27 protein-coding genes are annotated in these 26,243 nt (G+C 45.8%); 18 read left to right on the top strand and 9 right to left on the bottom strand.

The window, feature by feature from the left end:
- Positions 1-224: 224 nt before the first annotated feature.
- On the top strand, positions 225-521 hold the full coding sequence (locus AC4EHJ_RS05590) for a hypothetical protein (RefSeq protein WP_490974581.1): 297 nt from the start codon (positions 225-227) through the stop codon (positions 519-521).
- A gap of 115 nt (positions 522-636) precedes the next feature.
- Entirely contained in the window at positions 637-1,296 is a 660-nt protein-coding gene (locus tag AC4EHJ_RS05585; protein ID WP_490974580.1) for a potassium channel family protein, read from the top strand.
- 72 nt (positions 1,297-1,368) lie between these two features.
- Here AC4EHJ_RS05585 and rnjA read toward each other — a convergent pair whose 3' ends face one another.
- Positions 1,369-3,036 (bottom strand): ribonuclease J1, encoded by a 1,668-nt coding sequence (gene rnjA, locus AC4EHJ_RS05580; protein WP_490974579.1) that lies wholly within the window; start codon positions 3,034-3,036, stop codon positions 1,369-1,371.
- A gap of 2 nt (positions 3,037-3,038) precedes the next feature.
- On the bottom strand, positions 3,039-3,251 hold the full coding sequence (locus tag AC4EHJ_RS05575; RefSeq protein ID WP_490974578.1) for a DNA-dependent RNA polymerase subunit epsilon: 213 nt from the start codon (positions 3,249-3,251) through the stop codon (positions 3,039-3,041).
- Positions 3,252-3,530: 279 nt separating this feature from the next.
- Here AC4EHJ_RS05575 and AC4EHJ_RS05570 point away from each other — a divergent pair, with 279 nt between their 5' ends.
- Positions 3,531-4,301 (top strand): Cof-type HAD-IIB family hydrolase, encoded by a 771-nt coding sequence (locus AC4EHJ_RS05570; protein ID WP_490974577.1) that lies wholly within the window; start codon positions 3,531-3,533, stop codon positions 4,299-4,301.
- Positions 4,302-4,335: 34 nt separating this feature from the next.
- On the opposite strand, the gene def is transcribed toward AC4EHJ_RS05570, so the two are convergent.
- The gene (gene def, locus AC4EHJ_RS05565; protein WP_490974576.1) at positions 4,336-4,902 is read right to left on the bottom strand and encodes a peptide deformylase; all 567 of its coding nucleotides are present in this window, start codon (positions 4,900-4,902) and stop codon (positions 4,336-4,338) included.
- 601 nt (positions 4,903-5,503) lie between these two features.
- Between def and AC4EHJ_RS05560 the strand changes: the two genes are divergently transcribed.
- From AC4EHJ_RS05560 to AC4EHJ_RS05535, 6 genes are all read left to right on the top strand, one after another.
- Positions 5,504-6,139: a YkyA family protein gene (locus tag AC4EHJ_RS05560; protein WP_490975624.1), complete on the top strand. Its 636-nt coding sequence runs from the start codon at positions 5,504-5,506 to the stop codon at positions 6,137-6,139.
- A gap of 250 nt (positions 6,140-6,389) precedes the next feature.
- Complete coding sequence (gene pdhA / locus AC4EHJ_RS05555) at positions 6,390-7,502, top strand: pyruvate dehydrogenase (acetyl-transferring) E1 component subunit alpha (RefSeq protein ID WP_490974575.1); 1,113 nt, start codon at positions 6,390-6,392, stop codon at positions 7,500-7,502.
- A gap of 3 nt (positions 7,503-7,505) precedes the next feature.
- The gene (locus tag AC4EHJ_RS05550; protein ID WP_490974574.1) at positions 7,506-8,483 is read left to right on the top strand and encodes an alpha-ketoacid dehydrogenase subunit beta; all 978 of its coding nucleotides are present in this window, start codon (positions 7,506-7,508) and stop codon (positions 8,481-8,483) included.
- Between the two features lie 27 nt (positions 8,484-8,510).
- Positions 8,511-9,920, top strand: coding sequence for a dihydrolipoamide acetyltransferase family protein (locus tag AC4EHJ_RS05545; protein ID WP_490974573.1), 1,410 nt, complete (start codon positions 8,511-8,513; stop codon positions 9,918-9,920).
- A 5-nt stretch (positions 9,921-9,925) separates the two neighbouring features.
- Positions 9,926-11,335: a dihydrolipoyl dehydrogenase gene (gene lpdA / locus AC4EHJ_RS05540; protein WP_490974572.1), complete on the top strand. Its 1,410-nt coding sequence runs from the start codon at positions 9,926-9,928 to the stop codon at positions 11,333-11,335.
- A 93-nt stretch (positions 11,336-11,428) separates the two neighbouring features.
- Entirely contained in the window at positions 11,429-12,262 is an 834-nt protein-coding gene (locus AC4EHJ_RS05535) for a polysaccharide deacetylase family protein (protein WP_490974571.1), read from the top strand.
- A gap of 38 nt (positions 12,263-12,300) precedes the next feature.
- Here AC4EHJ_RS05535 and AC4EHJ_RS05530 read toward each other — a convergent pair whose 3' ends face one another.
- A complete protein-coding gene (locus AC4EHJ_RS05530; protein ID WP_490974570.1) occupies positions 12,301-13,770 on the bottom strand; it encodes an aminotransferase class I/II-fold pyridoxal phosphate-dependent enzyme in 1,470 nt (489 codons plus the stop codon).
- A gap of 134 nt (positions 13,771-13,904) precedes the next feature.
- Between AC4EHJ_RS05530 and AC4EHJ_RS05525 the strand changes: the two genes are divergently transcribed.
- Both AC4EHJ_RS05525 and AC4EHJ_RS05520 read left to right on the top strand, forming a co-directional pair.
- Entirely contained in the window at positions 13,905-14,876 is a 972-nt protein-coding gene (locus AC4EHJ_RS05525; protein ID WP_490974569.1) for an NAD(P)H-dependent flavin oxidoreductase, read from the top strand.
- Between the two features lie 9 nt (positions 14,877-14,885).
- On the top strand, positions 14,886-15,161 hold the full coding sequence (locus AC4EHJ_RS05520; RefSeq protein ID WP_490974568.1) for a UPF0223 family protein: 276 nt from the start codon (positions 14,886-14,888) through the stop codon (positions 15,159-15,161).
- A gap of 16 nt (positions 15,162-15,177) precedes the next feature.
- On the opposite strand, the gene AC4EHJ_RS05515 is transcribed toward AC4EHJ_RS05520, so the two are convergent.
- Complete coding sequence (locus tag AC4EHJ_RS05515) at positions 15,178-15,813, bottom strand: YktB family protein (RefSeq protein WP_490974567.1); 636 nt, start codon at positions 15,811-15,813, stop codon at positions 15,178-15,180.
- Between the two features lie 165 nt (positions 15,814-15,978).
- Between AC4EHJ_RS05515 and AC4EHJ_RS05510 the strand changes: the two genes are divergently transcribed.
- Together AC4EHJ_RS05510 and AC4EHJ_RS05505 are read left to right on the top strand one after the other, a co-directional pair.
- The gene (locus tag AC4EHJ_RS05510) at positions 15,979-16,173 is read left to right on the top strand and encodes a YkzI domain-containing protein (protein WP_490974566.1); all 195 of its coding nucleotides are present in this window, start codon (positions 15,979-15,981) and stop codon (positions 16,171-16,173) included.
- 94 nt (positions 16,174-16,267) lie between these two features.
- Complete coding sequence (locus AC4EHJ_RS05505; protein WP_490974565.1) at positions 16,268-17,059, top strand: inositol monophosphatase family protein; 792 nt, start codon at positions 16,268-16,270, stop codon at positions 17,057-17,059.
- Between the two features lie 71 nt (positions 17,060-17,130).
- Here AC4EHJ_RS05505 and AC4EHJ_RS05500 read toward each other — a convergent pair whose 3' ends face one another.
- Positions 17,131-17,316 carry a YlaF family protein gene (locus AC4EHJ_RS05500; RefSeq protein WP_490974564.1) on the bottom strand — a complete coding sequence of 62 codons (186 nt, stop codon included), beginning with the start codon at positions 17,314-17,316 and terminating at the stop codon, positions 17,131-17,133.
- A 111-nt stretch (positions 17,317-17,427) separates the two neighbouring features.
- On the opposite strand from AC4EHJ_RS05500, the gene typA reads away from it, so the two are divergent.
- The gene (typA, locus tag AC4EHJ_RS05495; protein ID WP_490974563.1) at positions 17,428-19,275 is read left to right on the top strand and encodes a translational GTPase TypA; all 1,848 of its coding nucleotides are present in this window, start codon (positions 17,428-17,430) and stop codon (positions 19,273-19,275) included.
- A gap of 56 nt (positions 19,276-19,331) precedes the next feature.
- Positions 19,332-19,631 carry a YlaH-like family protein gene (locus AC4EHJ_RS05490; RefSeq protein WP_490975623.1) on the top strand — a complete coding sequence of 100 codons (300 nt, stop codon included), beginning with the start codon at positions 19,332-19,334 and terminating at the stop codon, positions 19,629-19,631.
- 282 nt (positions 19,632-19,913) lie between these two features.
- Here AC4EHJ_RS05490 and AC4EHJ_RS05485 read toward each other — a convergent pair whose 3' ends face one another.
- The 3 genes from AC4EHJ_RS05485 to AC4EHJ_RS05475 are packed head-to-tail and all read right to left on the bottom strand — an operon-like array spanning position 19,914 to position 21,084.
- Entirely contained in the window at positions 19,914-20,363 is a 450-nt protein-coding gene (locus tag AC4EHJ_RS05485; RefSeq protein ID WP_490974562.1) for a hypothetical protein, read from the bottom strand.
- Positions 20,363-20,566: a YlaI family protein gene (locus tag AC4EHJ_RS05480; RefSeq protein ID WP_135500254.1), complete on the bottom strand. Its 204-nt coding sequence runs from the start codon at positions 20,564-20,566 to the stop codon at positions 20,363-20,365. Before AC4EHJ_RS05480 ends, AC4EHJ_RS05485 begins: the two co-directional genes overlap by 1 nt.
- An 11-nt stretch (positions 20,567-20,577) precedes the next feature.
- Positions 20,578-21,084, bottom strand: a complete 507-nt coding sequence (locus AC4EHJ_RS05475) for a peptidyl-prolyl cis-trans isomerase (protein WP_490974561.1) — start codon at positions 21,082-21,084, stop codon at positions 20,578-20,580.
- A gap of 165 nt (positions 21,085-21,249) precedes the next feature.
- Between AC4EHJ_RS05475 and AC4EHJ_RS05470 the strand changes: the two genes are divergently transcribed.
- From AC4EHJ_RS05470 to pyc, 3 genes are all read left to right on the top strand, one after another.
- The gene (locus AC4EHJ_RS05470; RefSeq protein WP_135500252.1) at positions 21,250-21,531 is read left to right on the top strand and encodes an Fpa/YlaN family protein; all 282 of its coding nucleotides are present in this window, start codon (positions 21,250-21,252) and stop codon (positions 21,529-21,531) included.
- 64 nt (positions 21,532-21,595) lie between these two features.
- The gene (locus tag AC4EHJ_RS05465) at positions 21,596-22,762 is read left to right on the top strand and encodes an FtsW/RodA/SpoVE family cell cycle protein (RefSeq protein WP_490974560.1); all 1,167 of its coding nucleotides are present in this window, start codon (positions 21,596-21,598) and stop codon (positions 22,760-22,762) included.
- 15 nt (positions 22,763-22,777) lie between these two features.
- Positions 22,778-26,218 (top strand): pyruvate carboxylase, encoded by a 3,441-nt coding sequence (gene pyc, locus AC4EHJ_RS05460; RefSeq protein WP_490974559.1) that lies wholly within the window; start codon positions 22,778-22,780, stop codon positions 26,216-26,218.
- Positions 26,219-26,243: the final 25 nt, after the last annotated feature.

Raw genomic sequence — 26,243 nt, 5'->3', positions numbered from 1 at the left:
TTAATGTTATTTAAATTTAATTGGAACATATCTATTGCTTTTTACTGCAATGATTTACTATCATAGAGAAAGTGCAAAACATAAAACATACAATAACAGCTAACTTATAAATTAATTGGCCGCGCCATCCCAATGATGGACGCCGGGAATTCGCTTTGATGGAATCCCAGCCACCGCTCGCGGCAAAACGGATAAAAGCTTAACCAATTTTGGGAGTGATTTGAGTGAACAGCAAAATGAATTTTTTCTTAGACCCTAAAAAACGTGTTGTCCAAAAATCTTCTATTATGAATTACAGACAAGAACAGCAGGGGCTTTACCTTCTAGCAGATAAAAAGTTCATCAACTGGATGGACGTTCATACGTATTGCCATTCCTGCTTGTCAAAACTGACATTCGACGACGAATTCGATGCGAGCTACTGCTCAGGCTGCAACGAATGGCGCGAAGAGAAATGCAGCGATGCCACATGCGAATATTGCGACAAACGGCCGAAAAGGCCGCTGGATCCCCGCCGATGAGCGGGGTTTTTTTTGTATTCCTCTGATGGATAAGATGGAAAACCGCAAGAAGGCTTGTCAATACCGCAGGTAATTGTGATAAAATGAGAGCAGTCAATGAGTTTGGGGGATGGACATGAAAAAGGAATTCGTAGTAATAGGACTGGGGCGCTTCGGCGGCAGCATTGTCCGCGAACTGATCGAACAAGACGCCGCCGTAATGGCGATAGATAAAGACTCAGAACGGGTCGACGAATTTGCATCTATTGCGACACAAGCGGTAGTAGCGGACACAACAGATGAAACCGTGTTGAAATCGCTGGGCATCCGTAATTTTGAGCATGTCATTGTCGCAATCGGCGAAAACATTCAGGCAAGCATCCTGACAACATTGATGCTGAAAGAAATCGGGGTCAAGCAGATTACCGTGAAAGCCCAAAACGATTATCATGCGAAAGTGCTGAACAAAATCGGTGCTGACCGCGTCGTCCATCCGGAGCGCGATATGGGCATCCGCATTGCGCATAATATGCTGTCAAACAACGTTTTGGATTATTTGGAGCTGTCGGACGAGCATTCGATTGCAGAAATCCAGGCCAATGAAAAACTAGCAGGCCGCACATTGATTGGGCTCGACATCCGTGCAAAATACGGCATCAACATCGTTGCCATCAAACGCGAGAAAGATATTATCGTGTCGCCGCAAGCGGATATGGAAATCGAGTTGGCGGATGTGCTGATCATTATCGGATCAGATTCAGATATTAACCGCTTTGAGAAAAAAGTATTGAATTAATAACACTGATAAAAACAAAAAAGACAGTCCCGAAAGCCTTTAGCGGCTTTCGGGACTGTCTTTTATATTTACTTACACTTCCATAATGACCGGCAAGATCATTGGACGGCGTTTTGTTTTTTCAAATAGGTACGGTCCTAAGACATCGGAAATGTCGTTTTTAAGCTCTGACCATTCCGTATCCTTGCCGTGGATTTTTTTCTTCAAATGGCGGTTCAGCATTTGCTGGGCTTCGTAAATCATCGTGCCTGATTCTCTCATGTAGACAAAACCGCGGGAGATAATGTCCGGGCCGGAGACCATTTTATTGTTCTTCATATCAACGCTGACAACGACGATGACCAGCCCTTCCTCAGAAAGGACGCGGCGATCGCGCAAGACAATGTTGCCGATATCGCCGATGCCGCTGCCGTCGATGTAAACATCGCCAGAAGGGATGCGGCCAGCAACAGAAGCTTCGTTTTCGCCTAATGCCAAAACGTCGCCATTTTCCATGATGAAGGTGTTTTCACGCGGGACGTCACAGTCAACAGCAAGTTCAGCATGCTGGGCTTGCATCCGGTATTCACCATGGATCGGCATGAAGAATTTCGGTTTGATCAAACGAAGCATCAATTTGTTTTCTTCTTGAGATCCGTGGCCGGATGTGTGGATATTATTCAACGAGCCATGAATGACATTAGCACCGGCGCGGAACAGCAAGTTGATTGTCCGGTTAACGCTGCTCGTATTGCCCGGAATCGGGGAAGACGAGAAGACAACCGTATCATTCGGCTGAATCTGGATTTGGCGGTGTGTGCCGTTCGCGATGCGCGACAAGGCGGCCATCGGTTCGCCTTGGGAGCCAGTGCAAAGAATCAATGTTTCGTTTGCTGGCAGGCGGTTCAAGGTTTGTGTATCGACAAAAGCATCTTCCGGTGCATTGATATAGCCAAGTTCGCGGCCGATAGTCATTGCATTGTCCATGCTGCGTCCAAATACAGCGATCTTACGCCCTTGCGCTACCGCTTCGTCAGTAACTTGCTGCAAGCGATAGATGTTGGATGCGAATGTAGCAAAAATCAATCTGCCATCCACTTTTCTCATAATGTCTTTGATTGTTTCGCCGACTTTGCGTTCCGACATCGTGAAGTTCGGAATTTCAGCGTTTGTGCTGTCGGACAAGAGACAAAGAACGCCTTCACTGCCGATTTGAGCCATTTTCAACAAGTTTGCCGGTTCGCCTACAGGAGTGAAATCGAATTTGAAATCTCCTGTATGGACAATGTTGCCAGGCGGCGTCTTAACGACAACGCCGAACGAATCCGGAATACTGTGGGTTGTACGGAAGAAACTGATAGACGTCTTACGGAATTTGATGACATCTTCTTCTGCGATTTCAATCATTTTGGTTTGGCGGAGCAAGCCATGCTCTTCCAATTTTTTGCGGAGCAGGCCTAATGCGAGCTTCCCGCCGTATACTGGGACATTGATCCGTTTCAATAGATAAGGGATGCCGCCGATATGATCTTCGTGGCCGTGTGTGATGAAGAGGCCTTTGATCTTATCAGCATTCTTTACCAAATAAGTGTAATCCGGAATTACATAATCGATTCCGAGCAAATCGTCTTCCGGAAATTTGATGCCGGCGTCAATCAGGATAATTTCATCCTGGAATTGCACACCGTATGTGTTTTTGCCGATTTCGCCTAGTCCGCCGAGGGCGAAAACTGCAACTTGATCATTTTTAACGAATTTCATTGTTATTCCAAACTCTCTAATTCGAAATTCTGGCTGTCTTGCTCGTATTGAAGGTGGTTTCCTTCAAGCAGCTGGATGAATTCGATGTTGTAATTGCGGTCTTTCAAATGGTCTCTTACTTCACGCTCGGATGAAGCTTCAACATAGAGGCTCTTAGTGTTTTCGCGAACTGGTACCTCTGCACGGTTTTCCTGATATAATACTTTAAAAATCATATTTTGCTCTCCTTTTGCACGTTCAATTAAATTCACTTTCTTTATATTATCACGACAATGTTCTAAAATAAAGAATAGCCCTCCTAATTTCTTTTAGAAGGGCCGAATAATTATGCGATTTTCTTTTTGTTCATGATGCCATTGAGCTGTCTAAGCAGTTTTCTCTTAAGACGTTTCAACATGGCTGACTCACTCCTTGCTGGCATTATACTATTTTTTCTGACAATTGTAAAGTTACGGGCACTGCATACTTTTAAGACAGAATGGAGATTTTATACCATGGGGAAATTATTATTGCTCGATATCGACGGTACGTTATTAAATTCTAAAAAGGAATTGCCTGAAAGCGCAAAAACGGCACTCCAAAAGGCGCGTGCAAATGGCCATGAATTGGCAATAGCAACTGGACGAGCGCCATTCATGTTCGAGGAATTGAGAAAAGAACTGGAGATCTCAACGTTCATTTCGTTTAATGGCCAATACATTGTCCATCAGCGGGAGCCTATCCATAAAGAGGCACTGGACCCGGATACGCTGCAATCGATTTTCGAATATGCGGAGCAGCGAGACCATCCACTAGTCTTTATGAATGAAATCAAAATGGTGTCGTCGATCGATTACCATCCGGATATTGAGGAAAGCATCAAGAGCCTTAAGTTTTTGCACCCGAAAACCGAAGAAGGATTTCATTCAGACAACGAAATCTACCAAGCGCTGATTTTCTGCGAAGAACAAGAAGAACAGCAATACCGCGACCATTTCAAGACGGTCGACTTCGTGCGCTGGCACCGGGTATCCTGTGATATCCTGCCACAAGGCGGCACGAAAGCAAGCGGCATCAAGCGTCTTATCAAACTGACCGGCCATTCGATTGAAGACACCATCGCGTTCGGCGACGGATTGAATGATTTGCAAATGATGGAGACTGCCGGATTCAGTGTTGCGATGGACAACGGCCATGCTAAAACGAAAGCAATCGCTTCCTATACCACGGACCATGTCGACAACGATGGGCTGGCAAAAGCATTCAAGCACCTAGGCTTAATCTAATAAAATTCATAAAAAAAGAAAAAGGCTTGGGAGATTATTCTCCTGAGCCTCTTTCAATTGGCGTTGCGTTTTCAATTTCAGCGAATGGATTTTCGGCATTGATGTGGTCGAAGAACATGATGCCGTTCAAATGGTCAAGTTCATGCTGAAATGCAATGGCCGGCAATCCTTTCAAGCGCATTTTGTATTCCTCGCCTTGGAGATTGTACGCTTTTACGGTGATGCGTGCGTAGCGCGGCACATAGCCAGGCACTGCGCGGTCGACCGATAAGCACCCTTCGCCGGTAGTCAAATAGGATTTTTCAACGGAATGGCTGACAATTTTCGGGTTGATGGCGATCAGGCTCATGTTTTCTTCCGTAGAAGGGTCGAAATAAAGCGCGAAAATCCGCTTTGGTTCATTGACTTGCGGAGCCGCTATGCCGACGCCTGCACGTAGGTCGTATTTTTCAGCGAGTTCATCATTTTGGCTGTTTTTCACATATTCCAAAAGGCTTTCAGCCAATGCCTTGTCTTCAGCCGATAAGGGAAGTGCCACTTCTTCCGAGCGTTTTCTTAAAGTGGGGTGTCCTTCTCGTATAATGTCTTTCATCAATATCAACAGTATTCATCCTTTCATTCTTGCCATTATGGCAATTATATCTTAAAAAAGCTTTTCAGGAAAAGAAAAGCCGCTTCGGAGATGCACTGTTCAAAAATTTAAATTATATTTTCATTTCGCTTCAGGCGGACGCTTTCCGCTTTATTCAAATGTGTTTCGTTAAAGTAAGATATTTCTTTGGTCGAAACCTTAAAAGATAAACTGTCTGTAGTTTAATACTAATCTTCAGATATGAAACAAAACAGTGGAGACCCCGGAAGGACGCGAAAGCGGGCTGAGAAGGCTTGGCGCTCGCCCGCAGCAAAAAACTTGTGCTCCTGTCTCTGTCCCTGCATCGCTACGCTAGCTTCGGGACATGAAAGACCGTTGCATTGTTGCGCTAGCTTCGAGACATGAAAGTGCGACGAAGCACTGTGTGCTTCGTCGCAAAGGCATTGCCCCAATGCTTGGGTCCATGCCTTCGCAGCTGTTTTGCGGAATATCGGTTGAAAAGTAATAAGATTTACCTTTCTTATCAACAACTGCCTTACGCAGTTGTGTTTTTTAAATGGCGACATTATAGTTAAAGTATGGATTAAGAGGAGGGTTTATATTGAATAAAGTGATTACGGCCACTGTAATTTCAAGTGCACTATTTTTGGGCGCATGTTCAGGGCCGGCGGCGGAAGAACAATTGGATAGCGTTTTGAAAAGTACATTTGATGCTGAAAAAAATTATCGCGATACACAGAAAGATATGCAGAAACTGGAAGAAGATGAACAACAGCTATTCGAATCGATCATGTCATTGACTCAGGAAGAGCAGGAAGAAGTCGGTGCGCAAGCAGAAGAAGCGATTGCATCGGCCAATGAACGCTTGGAGCTATTGGCTAGTGAGAAAGAATCGATGGACGCTGCGCAGAAAAACTTCAAAGAAATTGACGCAGTAATAAAAGAAACCGAAGAAGAAAACGTCAAATCCGGTTTGACGGACTTGAAAGCGAAGATGCAGGAGCGCTTTGAAGCGCACGCAGCTTTTGCTGACGCTTATGAAAATCTGAACATGCAGCAGCAGGAATTATATACGATGCTGCAAGATGAAAGTTCCACTCTCCAGTCTCTGCAGGAAAAAGCGCTGGAGGTAAATAGCCAGAACCAGACCGTGCAAGATGCTGTTACAGTATTCAACGAAAAGACCGAACAGTTCAATGAACTGAAAAACGGCGTAATCAGCGAGATTGAAAAAAGTGAAGAGTAAGCGGCCCACGTGGCCGCTTTTTCTGTGTTATAAAAGCTTCGCGAAATCGCCCTGTAATATAGTACAGTGATTCTATTTCAACTAGTACAGATTAAATAAGATGGAATTTTCTATTTTCATATAATGCTTATGGCTTATAGGTTAGCTATGATTGACCTGCAAAATTTTCTCACGTATACTGAAAAAGTATATGCATTGTATTACTAATTGAATAAAATAATTTTAATACAGATAAAGGAGAGTTGCTATTATGGCTGCAGAAAAATCAAAGCAGTTCCAACCAGTGGAAACACTGCACGCAATTGAAGAAAAGTTTGAAATGGTTCAGATTCTTAATGAAGAAGGCGAAATCGTCAACGAAGAGGCAGACCCGAAATTATCGGATGAAGACTTGCAGGAATTAATGCGCCGCATGGTATTTACGCGTATTCTTGACCAACGCTCGATTTCGTTGAACCGCCAGGGCCGACTTGGTTTCTACGCACCAACTGCAGGGCAGGAAGCTTCCCAATTGGCATCGCATTTCGCATTGACGAAAGACGATTTCATTTTACCAGGCTACCGGGATGTGCCTCAATTGATCTGGCACGGCTGGCCGCTTCACCAGGCATTCCTATTTTCACGCGGGCACTTCATGGGCAATCAGATGGAAGAAGGATTGAATATTTTGCCTCCTCAAATCATCATCGGAGCACAGTTCATCCAAGCTGCTGGCGTGGCATTAGGCTTGCAGAAGCGCAAAAAAGAAGCAGTAGCTGTTACATATACAGGGGACGGCGGTTCATCTCAAGGAGATTTTTACGAAGGAATCAACTTTGCGGGATCATTCCGCTCACCGGCTATTTTCATTGTGCAGAACAATCAATTCGCAATTTCTACGCCGCGTGACCTACAGACTTCGGCTAAAACGATCGCCCAAAAAGCTGTTGCAGCCGGAATTCCAGGCGTGCTAGTTGACGGTATGGATCCTTTGGCAGTTTATGCTGTAACGCGTGACGCACGCGAGCGCGCAGTTAAAGGCGAAGGCCCGACATTGATCGAAACGTTTTGCTACCGCTACGGACCGCATACGATGGCTGGGGATGACCCAACACGCTACCGTACATCGGATACAGACAGCGAATGGGAAAAGAAAGATCCGCTTATCCGCTTCCGCAAATACCTTGAAGCGAAAGGCTTATGGAATGAAGAGAAAGAAAACGAAGTGATCGAACAGGCGAAGGACGAAATCAAAGCCGCTATCAAAAAAGCGGACAGCGCTCCGAAGCAGACGGTTACGAATATGCTTGAAATTATGTACGACGAAATTCCATTCAACGTTCAGGAACAGCTCGAAATCTACAAAGCGAAGGAGTCGAAATAAGCGATGGCACAAATGACTATGGTTCAGGCAATCACTGACGCTCTAAGAACCGAAATGCAAAACGATGAAAATGTTTTGGTTTTTGGAGAAGATGTTGGTAACAACGGCGGCGTTTTCCGTGCAACGGAAGGGCTGCAAAAAGAATTTGGCGAAGACCGAGTTTTTGATACGCCTTTGGCGGAGTCAGGGATCGGCGGACTGGCAATCGGTTTAGGCCTGCAAGGATTCCGTCCAGTGGCTGAAATCCAATTTTTCGGTTTTGTTTATGAAGTGATGGATTCGATTAGCGGGCAAATGGCACGCATGCGTTTCCGCAGCGGCGGCAGCTTGAATTCGCCGGTCACTATCCGTTCGCCTTTCGGTGGCGGTGTTCATACACCTGAAATGCACGCGGATTCATTAGAAGGATTGATGGCTTCACAGCCAGGCTTGAAAGTTGTCATTCCGTCCACACCTTATGACGCAAAAGGATTGCTTATTTCTTCTATCCGCGACAACGACCCTGTAATCTTCCTTGAGCATTTGAAATTATACCGTTCAGGCCGACAGGAAGTTCCAGAAGAATCATATACGATTCCACTAGGCAAAGCAGACGTGAAACGTGAAGGCACTGACTTGACGATTATCGCTTACGGCGCAATGGTCCAAGAAAGCTTGAAAGCTGCAGAAGAACTTGAAAAAGAGGATTTCTCAGTAGAAGTTATCGATTTGCGCACCATTCAGCCGCTTGACATCGAAACGCTTGTCGCTTCTGTCGAAAAAACGGGACGCGCTATGGTCGTGCAAGAAGCACAGAAACAAGCGGGCATCGCTGCAAACATCGTCGCTGAATTGATGGATCGCACAATCTTAAGCCTCGAGGCTCCAGTACTGCGTGTAACTGCACCAGATTCTATATTCCCATTCTCGCAGGCTGAACAAGTTTGGCTTCCAAATTCGAAGGATATAGTAGAAACAGCTAAAAAAGTTCTAACGTTTTAATGTTCGAGAATAGAAAGGGTGAAACTAATGGCTTTTGAATTTCGTTTACCGGATATCGGTGAAGGTATCCACGAAGGTGAAATCGTAAAATGGTTCGTAAAAGCGGGCGACCGCATTGAAGAAGATGACATCATGTTCGAAGTGCAAAACGATAAAGCGGTAGTTGAAATGCCATCGCCAGTATCAGGCACAGTTAAAGAAATCCTTGTAGAAGAAGGCACAGTCGCAGTTGTCGGGGATGTACTCGTACGCATCGAAAGTGATGATGCTTCTGACAATGAAGGTTCAGGCGAAGAAACAGAAGCGGCTCCTGAGAAAAAAGAAGACCCTAAAGGCGAAGAAAAAACTGAAGAACAAGTACAGGCTGGAACAGCGGAAGCTGCCCAGAATGTCGAAAAAGAACCGGCTAAAGAAGAACAGCCTGCTTCAGAAGAAACGGGTGCAGGTTCACAGGCACAAGCACAAACCCAGCCGAAAGATCCAAATGCCCGCGTAATCGCAATGCCATCTGTGCGCAAATTCGCACGTGACAAAGACGTCGATATCACTCAAGTTACAGGTTCAGGCAATAACGGCCGCATCTTAAAAGAAGATATCGAATCATTCATGAGCGGCGGACAGCAGCAAGCAGCAGCGCAAGAACCGGCTATAGCTGCCGAGAAATCGGAAGCAGCTACACAGGAAACTGCTTCTAAAGAAGCGGCTCCGAAAGCGGCTCCGGCACCAGAAGGCGAATTCCCTGAAACACGCGAGAAAATGTCCGGCATGCGCCGTGCCATTGCCAAAGCGATGGTTCACTCGAAACAAACTGCACCGCATGTAACGTTGATGGATGAAGTCGATGTGACAGAACTTGTCGCACACCGCAAAAAGTTCAAAGACATTGCAGCTGAAAAAGAAATCAAGTTGACTTACTTGCCGTACGTGGTTAAAGCGCTGGTCAGCACTTTACGCGAATTCCCGGCATTGAATACGTCATTCGACGACGAAACAAGCGAAGTAATCCAAAAGCATTACTTCAACATCGGCATCGCTGCTGACACGGAAAAAGGCTTGTTGGTGCCGGTCATCAAAAATGCTGACCGCAAATCAGTATTCGCGATTTCCGACGAAATCAATGGCTTGGCAACGAAAGCGCGCGATGGCAAATTATCGCCTGCAGAAATGAAAGGCGCTTCTTGCTCTATCACGAATATCGGTTCAGCTGGCGGCCAATGGTTCACACCGGTCATCAACCACCCGGAAGTTGCAATTCTTGGAATCGGCCGCATAGCCGAGAAACCAGTAATTAAAAATGGTGAAATTGTAGCAGCACCTGTGTTAGCATTATCATTGAGCTTCGATCATAGAATGATTGATGGAGCAACAGCACAGCATGCTTTAAATCACATTAAACGTTTATTAAGCGAACCAGAATTATTATTAATGGAGGCGTAAAACTTATGGTAGTAGGAGATTTTCCGATCGAAACAGACACGCTCGTCATCGGTTCAGGCCCTGGCGGATATGTAGCAGCAATCCGTGCAGCGCAAACTGGCCAAAAAGTAACAATCGTTGAAAAAGAATATATCGGCGGAGTTTGTTTGAACGTCGGCTGTATCCCTTCAAAAGCAATGATTTCTGTAGGGCACCGTTTCGAAGAAGCGAAGCATTCTGAAGACATGGGGATTATTGCGAAAGAAGTTTCCCTTAACTTTGAAAAAGCGCAAGAATTCAAAAACGGCGTTGTGAAAAAATTGACTGGCGGAGTTGAATCGCTGCTTAAAGGCAATAAAGTTGAAATCGTCCGCGGCGAAGCTTATTTCGTAGATGAGAACACAGTCCGCATCATGGACGAAAAAGCTTCTCAGACTTATAAATTCAAAAACGTCATTATTGCTACTGGATCTCGTCCAGTTGAAATTCCGACATTTAAATTCACGAAGCGTGTCATCAACTCTACAGGAGCTTTGGCTCTTACAGAATTGCCTGGCAAACTGGTTGTTATCGGCGGCGGCTATATCGGTACGGAACTCGGAACTGCATTTGCGAATATGGGTTCTGAAGTAACAATCCTTGAAGGCGCACCTGATATCTTGGCTGGATTTGAAAAGCAAATGACGGCAATTGTTAAAAAAGGCTTGAAGAAAAAAGGCGTTGAAGTCATTACTAAAGCTTCAGCAAAAGGCGTTGAAGAATCCGATACAGGCGTAAAAGTGACATTTGAAGCAGGTGGGGAAGAAAAAACCGTTGAAGCTGATTATGTATTGGTCACTGTCGGGCGCCGTCCGAATACAGACGAAATGGGCCTTGAAGAATTGGGTCTTAAAATGTCTGAACGCGGGTTGATTGAAGTAGACAAACAATGCCGTACAAGCATTTCGAATATCTATGCAATCGGTGATGTTGTCGCTGGCCTGCAATTGGCTCACAAAGCATCATACGAAGGTAAAGTTGCTGCAGAAGCGATTGCTGGAGAAAAATCAGTCGTTGATTACTTGGCGATTCCTGCGGTCTGCTTTACAGATCCAGAACTTGCAAGCGTTGGACTTACTGAAGAGCAAGCAAAAGAAGAAGGATTCGAAGCGCAAGCTGCGAAATTCCCATTCGGTGCAAACGGCCGTGCTTTGTCTCTTAACGCTCCTGACGGTTTTGTGAAGTTGGTTTCACGTAAAGAAGACGGCTTGCTGCTTGGCGCACAAATCGTTGGTGCGGGCGCATCTGATATGATCGCTGAGCTTGGCCTTGCAATTGAAGCAGGAATGACTGTTGAAGATATTGCAATGACAATCCACGCTCACCCAACTTTGTCTGAAGTCACGATGGAAGCTGCGGAAGTAGCGCTAGGAACTCCAATCCATATCATTAAATAATAATCAAAAGAAGCCGGTGCAGCTTGCACGGCTTCTTTTTTTATGCGAAAATTTATGGTAAAATTTCTCTGAAAGGGCAATAGGTGATAAATCATGATACAGAAAAAATGGGCTGCCTTGTTGGCCAGCACGATTTTATTGGCAGGATGCAGCACCGAGAGCGGGGGTTCAGAAGAACCTGACCTACAGGAAGACGTTGCACCTGTAGAAACACCGGCACCTGCAAAAGAAGAGGTTCCAGTGCCGGAAGAAGCGGCAGAAGAACCTGAAGCACCAGTTGAACAAATGGAACCGGCATACCGCCTCAATCCTGCCAACTGGAGCGTTGAACCAATCGGAGATGCACCGGCGCAAGCTGTATTGCTGACCATTGATGATGCGCCTGCTGAACACTCGTTACAGATGGCGGAAACGCTGAAGAGCTTAGGTGTTCCGGCAATCTTTTTTGTCAACGGACATTTTCTCGATACCGAAGAAGAAAAAGCGAATTTGAAGAAAATCCATGAAATGGGCTTCGCCATCGGCAATCATACCTACAGCCATACCAATTTGAAAACGATTGATGACGAACAGCAACGTGAGGAAATCATCTTATTGAGCGAAACAGTGGAAGAAATTATCGGCGAAAAACCGGAATTCTTCCGCGCTCCGAATGGAACGAATACAGATTTCAGCAAATCGCTTGTTGAAGCAGAAGGCATGCTTGGGATGAATTGGAGTTACGGCTATGACTGGGAAAAACAGTATAGCGAAGCGGCAGCTTTAGCCGACATCATGGTCAATACAGAATTTTTGCGAGACGGGTCGAATCTGCTGATGCATGATCGTGCCTGGACAGCGCAGGCGCTTCCGGATATCGTAAAAGGACTGAAAAGCAAGGGCTACGGCTTTATCGACCCCGCAGACATTGAACGCGCTGGAAAATAAAAAACAGCCTGGGGCTTAGCTCCCGGGCTGTTTTAACTTTAACGTATGGCTTTTTGTTCCTTGATGACGCGCAGTTTTTGCAAAGAGTCGTCTTCCGGACCTTGTACAGGCAACCCGGCTTTAATGTTCATATCGATATAATCGATGTTTTCCTGAGTAATGATTTCACCCGGTATGAAAATCGGGATGCCAGGCGGGTAGACCATGATGAATTCTGCCGAGATGCGTCCGACTGCTTCTTCAATGGATACCACTTCGGTCGTCGCGTAGAAAGCGTCGCGCGGTGTCATCGCAAGGCTAGGAATGTCCGGCAAGAGTACGACAGGCTCGACAATCGCTGCTTCGCTTTCATACGCTTCACTCATGCGCTGCAGCGCATTGACCAGCAAATTCAGCTCTTTTCGGGTATCGCCGATGGTCACAAGGCAAAGAATATTATACAAATCGGACAATTCAATTTCGATATTCGCGTTTTCTCTCAGCCATTCTTCGGCTTGGTGTCCGGAGATGCCGAGATCTTTGACGCTGATCAAGAGCTTTGTCGGATCCATATCATAAGTAGCCGACGTATTCAGGATTTCTTTGCCGACGCAGCGCAGATGCGGAATTTTATTGATGCGCTTGCGGGCATCCTGGGAAAGGCGGATGGCTTGGTCAATCAAATCAAAGCCGTGGACCGCCAATTGGCGGCGCGCCGTATCGAGTGAAGCCAGGATTGGGTAAGACGTCGACGTGGTTGTCAGCATCGACAGGATGGATTGCACGCGCTTGGGTGAAACAAGGCCTTCTTTGACATTTAAGACCGAGCTTTGCGTCATCGATCCGCCGAGTTTATGGACAGAAGTAGCGGCCATATCCGCTCCGGCAGACATTGCTGAAACCGGCAGCGATTTATGGAAATGGATGTGGACGCCGTGCGCTTCATCAACCAACACAGGAATGTCGCGTTCATGTGCGATGGACACAATACGCTTTAAATCGGCTGCGACCCCGAAATAAGTGGGATTGATGACGAGCACTGCTTTTGCGTCCGGGTATTCGATTAACGCCTTTTCCACAGCCTCCGCTGAAATGCCATGCGAAATGCCGAGTTCCGGATCAACTTCCGGATGGATGAAGACCGGGATGGCGCCGGCGAAAACAATTGCCGACATAATTGATTTATGGACGTTGCGCGGCACCAGGATTTTATCACCTGGTCCGACGACGCTTAAAATCATCGTCATGATTGCACCGCTCGTGCCTTGGACAGAGAAAAATGTGTAATCTGCCCCGAAAGCTTTTGCAGCCAGTTCTTGTGCTTGCTTGATCGCGCCTTTTGGTGCATGCAGGTCATCCAAAGGAGCGATATTGATCAAGTCTATCGATAATATATTATCGCCGACAAATTCTCTGAATGCCGGATCGACGCCTTGTCCTTTTTTATGGCCAGGAATATGGAATTGAATGGGGTGCCGATTCCGGTGCTTCAGCAAAGCATCGAATAACGGAGTTTCTAATTGAGACAATGGGAACCCACCTAACTTATTAAAAATAAAAACAAATTGAATTATAGCACGCCAGCTTTCGCTATACTATCAAATAAGAGGAATTTACTCAGTTTTATCGAATAAATGAAAGTGGAAAGGGAGGAGATTGCTTAATGGAATTTAATACACGAATAACGGAAATGCTGGGAATTCGTTTGCCGATTGTCCAAGGAGGCTTGGCGTATTTAGCATATGCAGATTTGGCGGCGGCTGTTTCAAATGCTGGTGGCCTCGGTCAGATAACCGCTATGAGCTTATCGGACCCGGAACAATTGAGGGAGGAAATCCGTAAAGTGCGCACGATGACCGATAAGCCTTTTGGGGTCAATTTCGCAATAGGCGAACACGGACGCGCATTTTCCCATATGCTCGCAGTAGCTATTGAAGAAAATGTGCCGGTCGTTTCAATGACTGGCGGGAATCCGACACCGATTTTTGAACAATTAAAAGGTACGCCCATTAAAAAATTAGTGTTGGTGGCTGCAAGAAGGCAAGCGCAGAAAGCCGAAGAGCTTGGCGCGGATGCGGTAATGGTTGTCGGCCACGAAGGCGGCGGACATCTTGGTCGGGACGATATCGGCACGATGGTGCTGATACCCCAAGTCGTGGATGCAGTATCGATTCCCGTCATTGCTTCCGGTGGCATCGGGGACGGCCGGGGATTAATGGCCGCCCTCGCCCTAGGAGCAGAAGGCATCGAAATGGGGACGCGTTTTATCGCGACGAAGGAATGTGTCCATGCATCCCAAACTTATAAGGATGCATTGATTTCCAGTTCAGAAATTGATACCGTCATCATCAAGAAGAGCATCGGTTCACCAGCCCGCACGTTGAAGAACAGCTGGACCGAGCGGATTCTTGAAATAGAAGCCGAAACGCCGACTTACGAAGCGCTCCGCGCATATGTCAGCGGCGAGGCCAATAAAAAATACATCTATGAGGGACGCACAGAAGAAGGCTTTGGCTGGGCCGGACAAGTGGCTGGGCTCATCCATGACGTACCAACCGTTCAGGAGCTATTCAGCCGCATGGAGCGGGATGCCCAAGCCGTAGCAAACAAATGGTCTCTCATGATTAGAAAGTAGGAAATCAACATGGATTATTCGTACCCTTTCTCCATTGACTGGAGCACAGATGAAATCATCGATGTGGTCGCTTTTTTCGAAGGTATTGAAATGGCCTATGAAAAAGGCATCAAACGGCAAGATCTTTTAGCCCGCTACCGCAGGTTCAAGGAAATCGTGCCGTCCATCGCTGAAGAAAAAACGTATTTCAGGGAGTTCGAGGAAGAAAGCGGCTATGCCAGTTTTCCTGCCATCAAGGACATGAAAGCGAAAAACGATGATGAAATTATCAAGATAAAAAAATAAATAAAAGTTCCGCAGCTTAGGCTTGCGGAACTTTTGTTTTGTTTAGAAGAATATCGTAGATCGGCAGCAATTCTGTAAAAGTGTCTTCCACGGCTGCGTTGAATTCTTCCGTACTCATCTGAACTGCTTCTTCGCGTGTAATGTGGCGGCCGATCACCAGCTCGCCTTTTTTTAGATCTCTTAAGCGCACGAGCAAGCGGTCGATGCCGTCAGAAGACAATTCATCCAAGTCAGAGGCTTCTGGCTTCATGTGGTCGCCGGACAGCATAAAGTCTTTTGGCAAAACTTCAAGAGCATTCGACGCCATCAGCCGTTCCGCCATCGCGCTTTTTCCGGAAGCTTCGTAAATAACAGCCAGAATCACGAACACGTGGCTGTTCCATAAGCCGATTTGAAAATGCGGCACAGCTTTATAGCCGCGTTTATGCGGAGCGAAAGCCACCCAACTGTCGTTCGGGGGATTCACGGTGCGCCGCATATGCTTGGCGACATGCGGGTAAAACTCTTCACCTGTCATTCCGGAGAAAAAAGATGAATAGTCTTTACCGAGTTCTTCAAATTTAGGGCGTACACGAACGATTAACGCCTCCATGCGTTTCTCAAGTCCAGGTGTTTCAAAAACTTCGAAATCTTGCTGGTTCCAGTAGGCCATGAAATAGGTTTCCTCCTTTAAATCGAAACTCAGGTTTCATTTTAACGAAGTTTGGGAAGAAAGAGTATAAATAAGTTTTTCTCGCTCGCCATTGGGGTATATATAGGTAACTTTAATTCAATAAGTCTGAATTATCGGAATGCGAAGAGGAAGGGGTGCTTGTTTATGAAACAGATGATTCAAATCATCCGCAAAGCTGAAGTGGAAAAGGAATACATCAATGCATTGAAGCTGGAATTGGATTATGAGCTTGCTTCTTTGTTTGACGCAATGCAGCAGAAAGACGAACTGCAAAGTGGCAAAAGCAAAAAAAGGCTCCTAGAAATCCATGTAGAACTGGAGGCCCTTCATGCGCTCTAATACATTTATCACATAAAGGCACCTACTGAGATAAGACAGTATGTGCCTTTTTCGTTTATATTATAGTTAGTAGTAAAAAAAGGGAGGACCACCATTGGATTTGCATGAGTTGGACAGATACATAAAATCACTTATCAAAGAAGCGGGCCACCGCATCCGCACGTCATTCCGCGGGGATATCGAAATCGAAACAAAAGCGCACGTCAACGACTTGGTGACGAATATCGACAAAGAAATTGAGCAGCTCTTTATTGAACGCATCAATACCGATTATCCTGGCCATCGGATTTTTGGTGAAGAAGGATTTGGTAACGATATCCAAGACTTAGAAGGTGTCATCTGGATGCTTGATCCAATTGATGGAACAATGAATTTTGTACACCAGCAGCGCAATTTTGCCATTTCACTTGGCATTTATAAAGACGGCGTTGGCGAGCTTGGCTATATCTACGATGTTGTCAATGACGATTTATACCATGCGGTGAGAGACGGCGGCGCTTATTTCAACGACGAGAAATTGCCGATGTTGCAAGAGACCACGATTTCCGAATCGATAATCGGCATCAACGCAATGTGGGTGACGCCCAACAAATACGTCGAACATGAATCGACCATCCGGATGATCCGTGACATCCGCGGCACCCGCTCATACGGCTCAGCTGCGCTGGAGTTAGCATTTGTCGCTTGTGGGCGCCTCGACGCGTATATATCCATGCGCTTGTCGCCATGGGATATTGCAGGCGGGTCAGTCATTGTTCGGGAAGTAGGCGGGATGACGTCGAATTTCAAAGGGCAGGGGGAAAATTTGCTGGTGCAGGACACTTTTATCGCCGCTAATCGGTCGGTACATGGAAAGATTCTTTCTGAATACATTCAGCCCAAATAAAAAAGATGCGGATATCCGCACCTTAGCTGCTCGCCGCCGGGAAAGTTCCCGGCGGCTTTATTTTTGATCGCTTAAAGAACGCCCGCGTCAATCATCTCTTTTTTCTTTTTGAAACCGCGCGCCATGACAAAGCCAAGCAGCACGATAGCTAGTAGAATACCCGGCACACTGCGAAAGCCAACCGCGACTCCGATGCCAGCCATTGAAAGCATGGCAGCTAGTGAATAGAAGACAAAAATCCATTTTATATTTTTCACGGTATTTTCCTCCTAGTATGAACACTTGAAATAAAGTCTTAGGGTTTTTCCCCTATATGTGATATACTAACACAGTTATAGGGACGAAAAAAGACTAATTGGAGTGAAAGTATGACTAACTTACGTAACGACTTAAGAAACATTGCTATTATTGCCCACGTTGACCATGGTAAAACGACGCTTGTGGATCAGCTTCTGCAGCAATCTGGAATCTTCCGTTCAAACGAACACATGGAAGAACGCGCAATGGACTCAAATGATATTGAAAGAGAACGCGGAATTACGATTCTTGCAAAAAACACTGCTATTCAATATAAAGACGCTAAGATCAACATCTTGGATACACCTGGACACGCCGATTTCGGTGGAGAAGTTGAACGTATCATGAAAATGGTAGATGGTGTCTTGCTAGTAGTTGACGCTTACGAAGGCTGTATGCCACAGACGCGTTTTGTATTGAAGAAAGCACTTGAGCAAAACTTGAAGCCGATTGTAGTTGTCAATAAAATTGACCGCGATTTCGCTCGCCCGGAAGAAGTGGTTGACGAAGTCATCGAACTGTTCATCGAACTTGAAGCGAATGACGAGCAGTTGGAATTCCCGGTTATTTTTGCATCAGGCATGAATGGTACGGCAAGTCTTTCATCTGACCCTGCAGACCAAGAAGAAAACATGCAAGTAGTTTTCGATGCAATCATGGAACATGTTCCAGCGCCAATCGATAACAGAGATGAGCCACTTCAATTCCAAGTAGCGCTTCTTGACTACAACGATTATGTTGGGCGTATCGGAATCGGCCGCGTATTCCGCGGAACGATCGAAGTCGGACAATCTGTTGCATTGATGAAACTTGACGGGTCCGTCAAGAATTTCCGTGTAACCAAAATCCATGGTTTTATGGGCTTGAAGCGTATTGAAATCCAAAAAGCTGAAGCTGGCGATTTGATTGCCATCTCTGGTATGGAAGATATCAATGTCGGGGAAACGGTATGCCCTGCGGATCATCCTGAAGCTTTGCCGATCCTGCGCATTGATGAGCCTACATTGCAAATGACATTTCTTGTCAACAACAGCCCATTTGCCGGTAAAGAAGGTAAATGGATCACTTCTAGAAAAATTCAGGAACGTTTGGACGCTCAGTTACAGACTGACGTATCCTTGCGTGTAGATCCTACAGATTCACCTGACGCATGGGTTGTTTCAGGACGCGGAGAATTGCATTTGTCGATCTTAATCGAGAACATGCGCCGCGAAGGTTTTGAAATCCAGGTTTCTAAACCGGAAGTTATCGTCCGTATGGTTGATGGCGTACGCTGTGAACCAGTTGAACGCGTTCAGGTTGATGTTCCTGAAGAATACACTGGCGCTATCATTGAGTCTCTTGGTGAACGCAAAGGTGAAATGCTGGATATGATTAATAACGGAAGCGGACAAGTCCGTTTGGTATTTAACGTACCGGCACGTGGATTGATCGGCTACACGACTGAGTTCTTGACTCAGACGCGCGGCTACGGAATTATCAACCACACATTCGACAGCTACCAGCCAGTTGCTTCTGGCCGTGTTGGCGGACGTCGCCAAGGTGTATTGGTATCTATGGAGCGCGGTAAAGTTTCGACTTACGGCTTAATGGGCATCGAAGACCGTGGAACTGCTTTTGTCGAAGTCGGAGCTGAAATCTACGAAGGCATGATCGTCGGCGAACACAATCGTGACAGCGATTTGACAGTGAACATCGTCAAAATCAAAGCTGCGACAAATATTCGTTCAGCGAACAAAGACCAAACAACAACAATGAAAAAAGCTCGTTTGATGAGCCTTGAAGAAGCGCTAGAATACTTGAACGACGATGAGTATTGCGAAATCACGCCACAAACAATCCGTTTGCGCAAGAAAATTCTTGATAAAAACGAACGCGAGCGTATGGCTAAGAAGAAAAAAGTAGCAATCGAAGAATAATAGACGGGGAGGATGTATAATCTGTGGGCGACGAACAAGCTTTTGTCTATGACAGTATGTATCCCGTAGCTCGATTTTTATACGAAACCATGCCGAATTACACGATAGCAGGATATGCGCTCTTTGCAGTGATCTTTCTGCTTTCTGCGTTCGTCTATAAACTCGGATTTGCAAAAAAACTATCCGTTGGAAAAAATGCAGTGATTACGTTGTTTCTACTGACTGGAGGATTAGGGCTGACTTTCTTAGCCTTTTTCCTGCCGGTTGTGGAAGGCCTCGTAATCGCCGCATTGATTCTGATTCTGTATAAAATCCGCCTATGGCGTGAAAAACGCGAAAACGCTGTATCTCAATGAGATGCAGCGTTTTTTGCGTTATTGGACTCTTGTAGAATTCTTTTCATTGCGCTTCAACGCACTTTCATGTCTCGAAGCTAGCGAAGCGATGCAACGGTTTTTCATGTCTCGAAGCTAGCGAAGCGTTGCAACGCACTTTCAAGTCCCGAAGCTAGCGAAACGTTGCAGGGACAGGGACAGGAGCATGCGTTTTAGCGGGGGTGATTTGCGGAATATCGCGATTAATATTTCTTTTAAAACTCGAGCTTCAGAAAAACTATTGAACATAAAAAACGGTCCATCTCATTGAGATGAACCGTTTTTGCGTTCAAATGTTTTATAAAGTACTGGGAGCGCCATTGCGTAAGTCAAGTGGGCGAAAATCCAATACAGAATTGCACCAGCGTCAGTTAAGCCCGGCACATCTTCCCGGATGGCCATAGCGGACAAGGGGAAATAAAGCAGATAGAACGGGATGCTCATCGCTAGGCTCAGCAGCACCAATTGCCCGAACGAATGGGGGCGGCGTTTTGCCAAGTAGACATAAACGATACCGATGATAAGAGAAATGATGATGTGAAAAGCGAACTCCACTGGCTCTGACCAATTGATGGAACCGATGAGCGGTATGAAGTCAACGTTCAATAGAAGCGTATAGACTTGTTCGCCTGTCACAGCCTGGATCCATTTAAGGAGAAGCCCAAGGAGCAGCCCGCTCCATAAGCCGATCCAAATGCCTTTAAGCAGTTTCATTAAAAGTCATCCTCAATTCTTCTGGAGCTCCGGTAAAAATGGAACTTTCCGGTAGCAATCCGCTGTTTTGTCCGTTCAGTGATCCGGTCGTGGCATTTTTTGCACATATGGGTATGAATGGGACGGTTGCGAAGTCTTTTTGCTTCAAGCGTATCGTCGACCAGTTCTTCGATGGTATCACAGATTACACATTGCACACGCATGGTAAATCCTCCTATTCGACCCGGATCGCTAAGATGTCCGTAATGGGGTTGTCTTGGTTGGCGCCGTCCGGAAGCAGCACATGGACAGGGCCGTCTTCTTTCAAAGGCTTGCCTTTTTCGCTGAACTTGAAGATCAGCTCTTGCGCTTCTGCGATTGGAAATGCGTGCTCGCCATTCGCAGTTTCAAATACGACAGTGCTAGCGCCGGCTTCCGGTTCTGCATTTTTCAAAAACGGAGCGAATTTCATGCCGAAAGTGCCTGTCAGCATTTCTTTCTTTTCTTGTTTTTTGTATTTCTTCTCTGAATTCAAAGTGGGAGGTACGGTTGCGCCTTCCATGATTTCACGCGACCAGTGTTCACCCATGCCGCGTTTGTATTCTTCTAATTCGTCTTTTTCAATATGTTCTTCCGTAAAGTAGGTTTCCAAATTGAGCTTGCGGTCATCAAAAATCCAGACCGTAGGATCCAGAGTCAATTTGAATTTAACTTCTCCTTTAAAAGGTACAATAAATTCCATCCTGAAAACCTCCATTAAATATAACTCTTTTATCAGTATACCGTTTCCTGGCAAAATCCTAAAGGGATTAATTCCACACGGGAAAGAGGCTTGCAATTTCACCTGTGAAAAGATACACTTTAAACAGGTTAATAGAGATAAATATCAATTAATGGGGGAGTCCTCATGGAAAATACAGAAGAACAAACTTACCAATTGAAGGCATTGGATCTCCTAAGGGCCGATGCTGAAAAAATAGAGCATTTGATAAAAGTCCAAATGGACAACCTGACTTTGCCTTCCTGCCCATTATATGAAGAAGTGCTTGACACGCAAATGTTCGGCTTGTCGCGGGAAATCGATTTTGCTGTCAAACTCGGGCTTATTGACCGCGAAACTGGCAAAAACCTAATGGATACGCTGGAGAAGAAACTCTCGATTCTCCACGATGCGTACACAAATAAATGACTTAAAACTCAAACGACTTTTGTTTGAGTTTTTTTACTAATCCAGAAAAAAGAGGTCTTAAAACATGAAACAATACATCAAAAGATACGCAAAAAACTTCGACTATCCCTTATTCTTTGTATACATAGCTTTAACCTTGTTCGGTCTGGTGATGATTTACAGCGCTAGCATGGCATGGTCGGTCAATTATTACGGTGATGACCCGGATCGTTTCTATATACAGCAATTGATCAATTTGTCTTTGGCGTTTCCCGTTTTTGCAGTAGCAGCGCTATTCCCGTATAAGCATTTCAGTAAAAAATGGATGCTCATGACCATACTTGCGGTCATCTTTCTCGGTTTGGTACTGGTCCATTTCGTTGGCTACGCAGCAGGCGGGGCGCAAAGCTGGATCAACCTTGGTTTTGCAAATATCCAACCGTCCGAAGTGGCGAAGGTCGGCATCATTTTCTATCTATCAGGTGTTTTTGCAAACAAGTACAAAAATGGCAACATCAATAAAATAAACGAATCCGTTGCGCCGCCAGTAATTATTCTGACACTCGTATTATTGTCGGTGTTTCTCGAACCGGATCTTGGTTCAATGATGATCATCGGTGCTGTCGGCCTATCCGTCATGGCAGCAAGCGGCATCCGTTTCAAATTCTTTGCGCGGCTAGCGGCACTCGTTGTCGGAGCATCCGCTGTATTCATCTTGCCGATCATGATTTTCGCATCAGATATGATCTTCACGGAAAAACGACTCGGGCGGCTGGATGCCTTCTTTAATCCATTTTCCGATGAGCTCGGTTTTGGCTTGCAAATAGTTAATGGCTACCTGGCAATCGGTTCAGGGGGCCTCAGTGGACTCGGCCTTGGACAATCCATTCAGAAACTCGGATACCTGCCTGAACCCCATACTGATTTCATCATGTCAGTCATTGCAGAAGAACTCGGCGTCTTTGGCGTACTTTTTGTACTGGGCGGCTTGGCATTTATCGTATTGCGAGGTTTATCGATAGCGATGACGACGAAAGATCCTCTTGCCAGAATGCTGGCAACTGGAGTCTCAAGCATGATCGGCATCCAAGCATTCGTCAATTTAGGAGGTATGACCGGTCTGATTCCGCTTACCGGTGTCACTTTGCCATTTATCAGCTATGGCGGAACGTCCGTAATTTTGTTATCGTTAGCTATGGGAGTATTGATGAATGTCTCCATGTTCCACAGATTTGAAAAATCCAAAAAGTAAAGGGTGTGCTGCGGTGTGAAGACTATTAACAAAATCTTAGTAGCCAATCGCGGAGAAATCGCTATACGGGTTTTCCGCGCGTGTACAGAACTGAAACTTCGAACAGTTGCGATTTATTCGCAGGAAGACAGCGGTTCGTTCCATCGTTATAAAGCAGATGAATCTTATTTGGTCGGCAAAGGCAAGAAGCCAATCGACGCTTACCTGGATATTGAAGACATCATCCGCATCGCAAAAGATTCAGAAGTAGATGCGGTTCACCCAGGATATGGTTTTTTATCGGAGAACGTTCACTTTGCACGCAGGTGCGAAGAAGAAGGAATCATTTTCATCGGCCCGACTTCTCGTCATTTGGACATGTTCGGAGACAAAGTAAAAGCCCGCGATCAGGCGATTGCAGCTGGCATACCGGTTATTCCGGGTACAGACGGTCCTGTGGAATCTTTGGCGGAAGTAGAAGAATTCAGTAAAACAGCAGACTTCCCATTGATGATTAAAGCATCTCTTGGCGGAGGCGGCCGCGGCATGCGCATCGTCAAAAACCATGAAGAGCTGGCATCAGCATATGAGCGCGCTAAATCAGAAGCAAAAGCTGCTTTCGGTTCAGACGAAATGTATGTGGAAAAATTCGTAGACAAACCAAAACATATTGAAGTTCAGATTTTAGGGGATGCAGAAGGCAACGTCGTCCATTTGTATGAGCGCGACTGTTCAATTCAGCGCCGCCATCAAAAAGTAGTCGAGATTGCTCCTTCAAATTCTATCAGCAACGAGCTGCGCAACCGCATTTGCGATGCAGCAGTGAAGTTGATGAAGAATATCGATTACATAAATGCTGGAACGGTAGAGTTCCTTGTGGCAAACGATGAATTCTTTTTCATCGAAGTTAATCCACGGATCCAAGTGGAGCACACGATTACAGAAATGGTGACAGGCATTGACATCGTTCATGCGCAGATTAAAATCGCCATGGGCTTTAGCCTTCACAGCCCGGAAATCGCGATTCCTTTACAGGAAGATATTCCATTATTCGGTTTTGCCATCCAATCCCGTGTCACGACCGAAGATCCGTTAAATGACTTTATGCCCGACGCCGGAAAATTGATGGTTTATCGTTCAGGGGGCGGTTTCGGTGTCCGGTTGGATGCAGGGAACGGGTTCCAAGGAGCTGTCATTACGCCGTTTTATGATTCATTACTCGTGAAACTATCAACATGGGCTGTGACATTCAATGATGCAGCCGCTAAAATGGACCGCAATCTTCAAGAATTCCGTATTCGCGGAATAAAAACTAATATCCCTTTCTTGGAAAATGTTGTAAAACATCCAAACTTTTTAAAAGGGGAATTTAATACAAGCTTTATTGATTCGACCCCTGAATTGTTCATCTTCCCGGTCCGCAAAGACCGAGGTACGAAATTGTTGAGCTATATTGGCAATGTGACGATCAACGGCTTTCCAGGAATTGAGAAGAAGAAAAAGCCGATTTATGCATCTCCGCGAAAACCGGCGGTCGACTTTACGGCGGCACCGCCTGCAGGAACGAAGCAGATTCTTGATGCTCAGGGTCCAGAAGGATTGGCGAAGTGGATCCATGAACAAAAAGATGTTCTTTTAACAGATACGACATTCCGAGATGCCCATCAGTCATTGCTAGCGACACGCGTCCGCTCACACGATCTGTTCTCGATCGCCAAAGAAACAGCGCATTTGCAGAGCGATTTGTTCTCGATGGAAATGTGGGGCGGGGCAACATTCGATGTTTCATACCGTTTCTTGAAAGAAGATCCATGGCAGCGTTTGATCAAATTGCGCGAACAGGTGCCGAACGTATTGTTCCAAATGCTATTCCGTGGTGCGAATGCAGTTGGATATAAGAATTATCCGGATAATGTCATCCGTGAATTTGTCCGCAAATCAGGGGATGCCGGAATCGATGTCTTCCGTATCTTTGACAGCTTAAACTGGATCAAAGGTATGGAAGTGGCGATTGATGAAGTCCGCCAATCAGGTAAAGTGGCTGAAGCAGCTATTTGCTACACAGGCGATATTCTTGACCCGAGCCGCGACAAATATACAGTGCAATACTATAAAGATATGGCAAAAGAGCTAGAAGCTTCCGGTGCGCATATTCTGGCGATCAAAGACATGGCTGGGTTGTTGAAGCCTGAAGCGGCGTACCGCCTGGTTTCAGAATTGAAAGATACGGTTTCATTGCCAATCCACCTCCATACGCACGATACGAGCGGGAATGGCATTTACTTGTATTCGAAAGCAATCGAAGCGGGTGTCGATATCGTTGATACGGCTCTTGGAACAATGGCCGGACTGACTTCCCAGCCGAGTGCGAATTCATTGTATTACGCAATGAAAGGCAGCGGGCGTGAAGTGAGAACCGATGTCCAGTCACTCGAAAAACTGTCCCATTATTGGGAAGATGTCCGGAAATACTATGGCGATTTCGAAAGCGGCATGAACAGCCCGCATTCAGAAATCTACGTCCATGAGATGCCGGGCGGCCAGTACAGCAACTTACAGCAACAGGCAAAAGCGGTTGGTCTGGGCATGCGCTGGGAAGAAGTGAAAGAAATGTATTCCCGCGTCAACTTATTGTTCGGTGATGTGGTAAAAGTTACACCATCTTCCAAAGTAGTCGGGGACATGGCTTTGTTCATGGTCCAAAATGATTTAAATGAAGAAACAGTGCTAACTCGTGGAGAAACAATCGATTTCCCGGATTCGGTCATCGAATTCTTTGAAGGCTATATCGGACAGCCTCATGGCGGATTCCCGAAAGAGCTGCAGGCGGTCATTTTGAAAGAACGGAAGCCGATCACTGTGCGTCCGGGCGAATTGCTGGAGCCAGCGGATTTTGACAGCATTGAAAAATTGCTGTTTGAGAAATTGGATCGTCCGGTTACGAGCCATGAAGTTTTGGCATATGCACTGTATCCAAAAGTATTCGATGAATACACGGCCACAAATCAGCAGTTCGGAGATGTTTCCGTCTTGGACACATTGACCTTCCTATATGGCATGAGGCTCGGTGAAGAAATAGAAGTGGAAATCGAAAAAGGGAAGACGTTGATGATTAAAATGGTATCAATCGGCGAACCTCAAAAAGACGGCCATCGTACAATCTATTTCGAGCTGAACGGCCAGCCGCGTGAAGTCAATATACAGGACATGACAATCGAAGCGGATACACTTGCTCGTCCGAAAGCGGACATGAAGAACGAATCTCATATTGCGGCGACGATGCCAGGTACTGTCTTAAAGGTAGTGGCGGAAGTCGGAGCGAAGGTGAAGCGCGGCGACCATCTGCTTGTAACGGAAGCGATGAAGATGGAAACGACTGTACAAGCCCCGTTCGACGGCATTGTCAAAGAAATTAATGTCAATGCAGGTGAAGGCATTTCAACAGGAGATTTGCTGATTGAAATGGAAAGAGCTTAATACGTATGTCAATGAGTCTGTCCCG

Source organism: Planococcus sp. TJ-301, assembly GCF_058268475.1.
Note: the sequence above shows the minus strand (reverse complement) of the source record. Positions and strands in the feature narration are given on the sequence as shown.

Excerpts from the sequence above, each read along its gene's own strand:
- AC4EHJ_RS05465 (WP_490974560.1), top strand. The coding sequence starts at position 21,596 with ATGAAACAATACATCAAAAGATACGCAAAAAACTTCGACTATCCCTTA.
- AC4EHJ_RS05570 (WP_490974577.1), top strand. The coding sequence starts at position 3,531 with ATGGGGAAATTATTATTGCTCGATATCGACGGTACGTTATTAAATTCT.
- AC4EHJ_RS05490 (WP_490975623.1), top strand. The coding sequence starts at position 19,332 with ATGTATCCCGTAGCTCGATTTTTATACGAAACCATGCCGAATTACACG.
- AC4EHJ_RS05480 (WP_135500254.1), bottom strand. The coding sequence starts at position 20,566 with ATGCGTGTGCAATGTGTAATCTGTGATACCATCGAAGAACTGGTCGAC.
- pdhA (WP_490974575.1), top strand. The coding sequence starts at position 6,390 with ATGGCTGCAGAAAAATCAAAGCAGTTCCAACCAGTGGAAACACTGCAC.
- AC4EHJ_RS05535 (WP_490974571.1), top strand. The coding sequence starts at position 11,429 with ATGATACAGAAAAAATGGGCTGCCTTGTTGGCCAGCACGATTTTATTG.
- AC4EHJ_RS05510 (WP_490974566.1), top strand. The coding sequence starts at position 15,979 with ATGAAACAGATGATTCAAATCATCCGCAAAGCTGAAGTGGAAAAGGAA.
- AC4EHJ_RS05520 (WP_490974568.1), top strand. The coding sequence starts at position 14,886 with ATGGATTATTCGTACCCTTTCTCCATTGACTGGAGCACAGATGAAATC.
- rnjA (WP_490974579.1), bottom strand. The coding sequence starts at position 3,036 with ATGAAATTCGTTAAAAATGATCAAGTTGCAGTTTTCGCCCTCGGCGGA.
- lpdA (WP_490974572.1), top strand. The coding sequence starts at position 9,926 with ATGGTAGTAGGAGATTTTCCGATCGAAACAGACACGCTCGTCATCGGT.
- AC4EHJ_RS05470 (WP_135500252.1), top strand. The coding sequence starts at position 21,250 with ATGGAAAATACAGAAGAACAAACTTACCAATTGAAGGCATTGGATCTC.
- AC4EHJ_RS05545 (WP_490974573.1), top strand. The coding sequence starts at position 8,511 with ATGGCTTTTGAATTTCGTTTACCGGATATCGGTGAAGGTATCCACGAA.
- AC4EHJ_RS05525 (WP_490974569.1), top strand. The coding sequence starts at position 13,905 with ATGGAATTTAATACACGAATAACGGAAATGCTGGGAATTCGTTTGCCG.
- typA (WP_490974563.1), top strand. The coding sequence starts at position 17,428 with ATGACTAACTTACGTAACGACTTAAGAAACATTGCTATTATTGCCCAC.
- AC4EHJ_RS05515 (WP_490974567.1), bottom strand. The coding sequence starts at position 15,813 with ATGGCCTACTGGAACCAGCAAGATTTCGAAGTTTTTGAAACACCTGGA.
- AC4EHJ_RS05475 (WP_490974561.1), bottom strand. The coding sequence starts at position 21,084 with ATGGAATTTATTGTACCTTTTAAAGGAGAAGTTAAATTCAAATTGACT.
- AC4EHJ_RS05550 (WP_490974574.1), top strand. The coding sequence starts at position 7,506 with ATGGCACAAATGACTATGGTTCAGGCAATCACTGACGCTCTAAGAACC.
- AC4EHJ_RS05585 (WP_490974580.1), top strand. The coding sequence starts at position 637 with ATGAAAAAGGAATTCGTAGTAATAGGACTGGGGCGCTTCGGCGGCAGC.
- AC4EHJ_RS05485 (WP_490974562.1), bottom strand. The coding sequence starts at position 20,363 with ATGAAACTGCTTAAAGGCATTTGGATCGGCTTATGGAGCGGGCTGCTC.
- AC4EHJ_RS05575 (WP_490974578.1), bottom strand. The coding sequence starts at position 3,251 with ATGATTTTTAAAGTATTATATCAGGAAAACCGTGCAGAGGTACCAGTT.